At 35.3% G+C, this 4446-nt stretch carries 5 protein-coding genes; 4 read left to right on the top strand and 1 reads right to left on the bottom strand.

Annotation, left to right across the window (positions count from 1 at the left end; genetic code table 11):
- Positions 1–162: 162 nt before the first annotated feature.
- The 3 genes from H6G69_RS33350 to H6G69_RS33360 all read left to right on the top strand — a co-directional run bounded on the left by H6G69_RS33350 (position 163) and on the right by H6G69_RS33360 (position 3259).
- Positions 163–1152 carry a Mu transposase C-terminal domain-containing protein gene (locus H6G69_RS33350; protein WP_190693996.1) on the top strand — a complete coding sequence of 330 codons (990 nt, stop codon included), beginning with the start codon at positions 163–165 and terminating at the stop codon, positions 1150–1152.
- Positions 1153–1155: 3 nt separating this feature from the next.
- The gene (locus H6G69_RS33355) at positions 1156–2307 is read left to right on the top strand and encodes an ATP-binding protein (RefSeq protein WP_190693997.1); all 1152 of its coding nucleotides are present in this window, start codon (positions 1156–1158) and stop codon (positions 2305–2307) included.
- A gap of 61 nt (positions 2308–2368) precedes the next feature.
- Positions 2369–3259 (top strand): TniQ family protein, encoded by an 891-nt coding sequence (locus H6G69_RS33360; RefSeq protein ID WP_313952709.1) that lies wholly within the window; start codon positions 2369–2371, stop codon positions 3257–3259.
- Positions 3260–3379: 120 nt separating this feature from the next.
- Here the strand turns inward: H6G69_RS33360 and H6G69_RS33365 are convergent, their stop codons facing one another.
- Positions 3380–3823 carry a hypothetical protein gene (locus H6G69_RS33365; RefSeq protein WP_190693998.1) on the bottom strand — a complete coding sequence of 148 codons (444 nt, stop codon included), beginning with the start codon at positions 3821–3823 and terminating at the stop codon, positions 3380–3382.
- A 147-nt stretch (positions 3824–3970) separates the two neighbouring features.
- On the opposite strand from H6G69_RS33365, the gene H6G69_RS33370 reads away from it, so the two are divergent.
- Complete coding sequence (locus tag H6G69_RS33370; protein WP_190693999.1) at positions 3971–4342, top strand: hypothetical protein; 372 nt, start codon at positions 3971–3973, stop codon at positions 4340–4342.
- The last annotated feature ends 104 nt before the right edge of the window (positions 4343–4446 follow it).

Raw genomic sequence — 4446 nt, forward strand, 5'->3', positions numbered from 1 at the left:
TTACTAAATGCTTATCTAATCTATATTATAGACATTGATAAGACTAAATTATAAGTTATTAAAATCAAGTTAATTCTAATAACGACCATAAAACTACCGGAAGAACCAAGAATTTTAGCAGTTTATCTTTCCTTTGAAGCACCCAGTTACCGTAGTTGTTTAATGGTAATTCGGATTTGTGTCAAAAGGTTTGGTCGATTACCTCAAACCATAATTACCGATAATGGAAAAGAGTTCCATAGTGTTTATTTTAAACAACTTTTAGCTTATTACAAATGCAACCATAAATACCGCCCATCAGGAGAACCTCGTTATGGAAGTCCTGTGGAAAGAGTGTTCGGCACAACTAACACGTTATGGTTGCATGAATTACAAGGAAATACCCAAATTCTCAAAAATACCAGACAAATAACCAAGTCTGTTAACCCCATTCATCAAGCTGTCTGGACAATTGGTGAGCTTTATCAATCATTAGAAACATGGGCTTATTCAATTTATGATAACCGACTGAATTCTAGTTTAGGACTTTCCCCATTTCAAGCTTATGAAACTGGTATTCAATTAGGAGGTTCAAGAGAAAGTCGTCGTTTGGAATATGACCAAACTTTTTTAATTTTAACCTTACCTTCTCCCCATAGTGGCGATACCCGGAGCGTACAGCCTGGAAGGGGAGTGAAGGTGAACAATATTTATTACTGGTGTCATGCTTTCCGCAATCCAGAAGTGGAGAAAACAGCAGTTTTGGTCAAAATTGACCCGTTCAATGTGAGTGTTGCCTATAGCTATGTTAAAGGTCTTTGGCATGAATGCACCTCGAATCATTATCCCTATCTACAAGGACGTACAGAAAAAGAACTGCAAATTATCAGTAGTGACTTACGCCAACGCAAAAAACATCAAGGTCAGGCGACTGTTTTGTCTGATGCTGAATTAATGGAGCATTTACAAGGGGTTTATCAAGTCGAAGAAAAATTGCTTAAACAACGCCTACAAGCATTAGAAAATAAAACGGTACTTAATCTGATTGAAGGAAAAGAACTTTCTCAAAATAGGCTTCAAACGACTCACTTTTATGAGAGAGAAAATAATTCAGAAGTCTTAGTAAACCAGGCTGACAATGAAGAAACTCTTGAATCTTACGGAGAATTTTAATAGATGGAACAAAAGCACTTACCTCAAGAATTATTAAAAGCTTCGATATCTGAAAAGGTCACATTTTTTGTGAATTATACAATGGCTCATCCTCATCTAATTCAGACTTTTAATGAGGTGATGCAATCAGTTTATCAAGCACCAGGGATTTCCTTAATTTTTGTTGTAGGAGCCACTGGAGTCGGGAAAACTACCTTACTGCGTCGTTTAGAGCAAAAACTAACACAGAAAGCTTTACCCGAATTACAGGATAACCAGGGTAAAGTTCCTGTAATTGGTTTAGAAGCTAAAGCCCCAGAATTTAGTCAATTTGATTGGAAAGATTTTTATATTCGGCTGTTAAAGGTGTTAAATGAACCTTTAATTGAAAAAAAGATTAATTATGGGCAATCTTGTTCAAAGTGGCGAAGTGCGGTGGAGTCGGCTTTAATTCATCGTTCTCCCGATGCTTTTTATATTGATGAAGCCCATCATCTTGCTATGTTACCTAGTGGTCGAAAATTAAAGGATCAACCTGAAACTCTCAAATCTTTAGCCAATCTAACTCAAGTTAAGATTATTCCGACTGGAACTTATGATTTGTTACCTTTAATTGATTTAGGAGATCAGTTATGCCGGAGAAGCAAAACAATTCATTTTCAACGGTATCATGCTGAAAATTCACAAGAAGCTAAAGCATTTAAAAGTGTGCTTCAAACCTTTAGTCAATATCTTCCTTTAGCTCAACAACCTGACTTATTATCTAACTGGGAATTTCTCTATGAGAGAAGTTTAGGCTGTGTAGGTATTCTTAAAAATTGGCTTTCTGTAACACTTAATGATGTTTTAGATAATGATAGAAATGCTCGAACTATTACTTTATCTGATTTACAACGTCATGCTTTAGGGGTACGCCAATGTTTGGTCATCCTGAAATCTATCACCATAGGTGAACAACAACTACAAGAATCATCAGAGGATTTACTCAACCTACAAAAAGGCTTGAAATTAGTTCCTTTAGCTCATGGTATTGCTCAGGAAAAAAACACCCAATGTAAGAAAGATAAGAAAAACACTCACTCGCCAATTGCACAAACTTCTCCTCGCCGTTATCCCTTAAAAAATCAAGAGCCAGAAAAGGAGGATCAGGAAACAGAAATTTTTCAATCCTTATGATTCTTGGAGCTTAACGATTCAAAATCTACCTAAAAGAAGCCAGCTTTATTCTCTGCAACCAATAGGTTTAGGAACTCCTGAGACTGAAAGTTTAAGTAGCTATTTACATAGATTAGCACAGCATCATTACCTTCGACCTTGGCAGCTTTATATCTATGAACTTCTTCCTTTGATTCAACATCAGGAATATTTATTACATAAAGATACTAAAAAAACTTCCCTTAAACAGATATTTTTAACGAATAAAAAAACTGGCTCTAATTTATCAGTTATAAATGGACTTCAATCTATTACTCCAGTCATTGTCACAGCTATAGAGCAATTAACATCTCGTCAAGATTTATACTCTTTAACTTTAATGAGTTGGCTAAAAGTTTTTGATTCACCAGAGTTGCTTTTTAAACCTTCTTGTTCTTGGTGTCCTTATTGTTATCAAGCTTGGCGAGAGCAAGGGCAAGTTATTTATATTCCTTTGCTCTGGTTAATTGAATATGTTAAATTCTGCCCTCAACATCAGATTTCTTTAGAGAATACCTGTCCTTCTTGCAATCAAAAAATGCTAAATTTTTGTCAACCAGGTTATTGTTCTCATTGTGGTGAATGGTTAGGTCAAACAAAGTATCCCTTGAAGTTGACTAGTTATTTCCGCTTGATGGGATATTCGGAAGCCACCTATCAACGCAACATCTCTTACTTACAAGAGTTAATTGCTATTACACCTTATTTATCAAAACCACCTCAGATTCAAGATGTCTATTCTTACCTTCATGAACGTTGCCTGCATCTTGATGAACAAGGGTTAAAAGACCTTTCTTTTTCATTCTGGATGAGTTCCCACTTAATCGCTAAACCTCAAAGCTGTGACAATGCTTATAAACCACGCATTTCTTTGCATTTTCTTTCTGAAGTTTTTCGTTGTTTTAATATAACTCCTCGTCAACTTTTCCTTTAATTTTTCTAGATGTTATCTTTTTCATGTTTTTGGAAGGTAAAGTTGGACATCTAGTTTTGGAAGGTAAAGTTGGACAACCTGTCCAAAATCTTCTTCAAGTCACAAATTGCTCTTGCCGCATTACCCCTCCGACTCTACTAGATACTCCTGAACCAAAGGAAATAAAGCAATTGCCATCTGTTCAAATTTATCGCCGTCTGGATAGGGGCAAGATACAGCTAAGTTTTCTTCATTTTGCCAGTACTTATTGTATGGTTTTGGGTCTAATGGCGCATAGGTGAAAGTTAACACCTGATTACGCCACCAGCCACTTAACTGGATTAGTCTCTTTCCTGGCAACAAGGAAAAATTAAAACTGGGATAGTAATTAAGTTTGTGAAGAGGCTCGTCATTAATCAAACTATTTTGAAAGTAAGCTTCAAAATAAATAGTATCTGATGAGCGATTGTAGACTCTTCCCTTTTCTTGGATAAAAGATATTTTAAAACGCAACCAAGGGAAATGTGTCCGGGCTATTTGTATTGCTGCAAGTTCAAATTCGATGGGAATCATAATTTTATTCATCTTCTGCTTTATTAGTTTAAGAATAAAATGAGAATTTTTGAATTATTGCTAACATTTATTTTAAGATAAAGTAGTCTAAAATAATTTTATTTTGCTAAAAATTAACTAGTTTTTGCTATAATAACAAGTGAGATTATCTAATCAGGGATGCTAGAAATTCAGGATAAAGATTGTTGGTTATTTCTTGATTGTAAAGTGATGACGGGTGAACTACCAGAGAACTGCCCTAATCACGAAGTATGTAAAGACTTAGGTTTGCCACCTCAAAACAGAATGTGTAGAATTCCTTATCAAATGTGGCTACCATCCATAGATCAGTTATTTAAATTACCTACGCTGGAAGTGCTTAAATCGTTAGACAATGAAGCAAAAAAAGCAGGTTACAGTACAGCAACTAATATTTGTTACAGTTATAAAGACTCTTGTTTAACTATTGGTAGAGATGAATTTGGTTTTAGCCTTGAGATTTCGGCAGAGGCAAGAGCTTTAGGCTTTGCTGAAGCTGAAAAAATGCCATAAGTAAGTCGTGGGGAAAATTCATAAGTATGTAACAAAAAATTAAGCGGAAGAAGCAACGTTAAATTTTACACGTTGTGTACTGTAGTTTCCCTTTTCTCCTCTTG

It is taken from the genome of Nostoc sp. FACHB-110, from assembly GCF_014697425.1.
In the GTDB taxonomy this organism is placed as follows: Bacteria; Cyanobacteriota; Cyanobacteriia; order Cyanobacteriales; family Nostocaceae; genus Nostoc_B.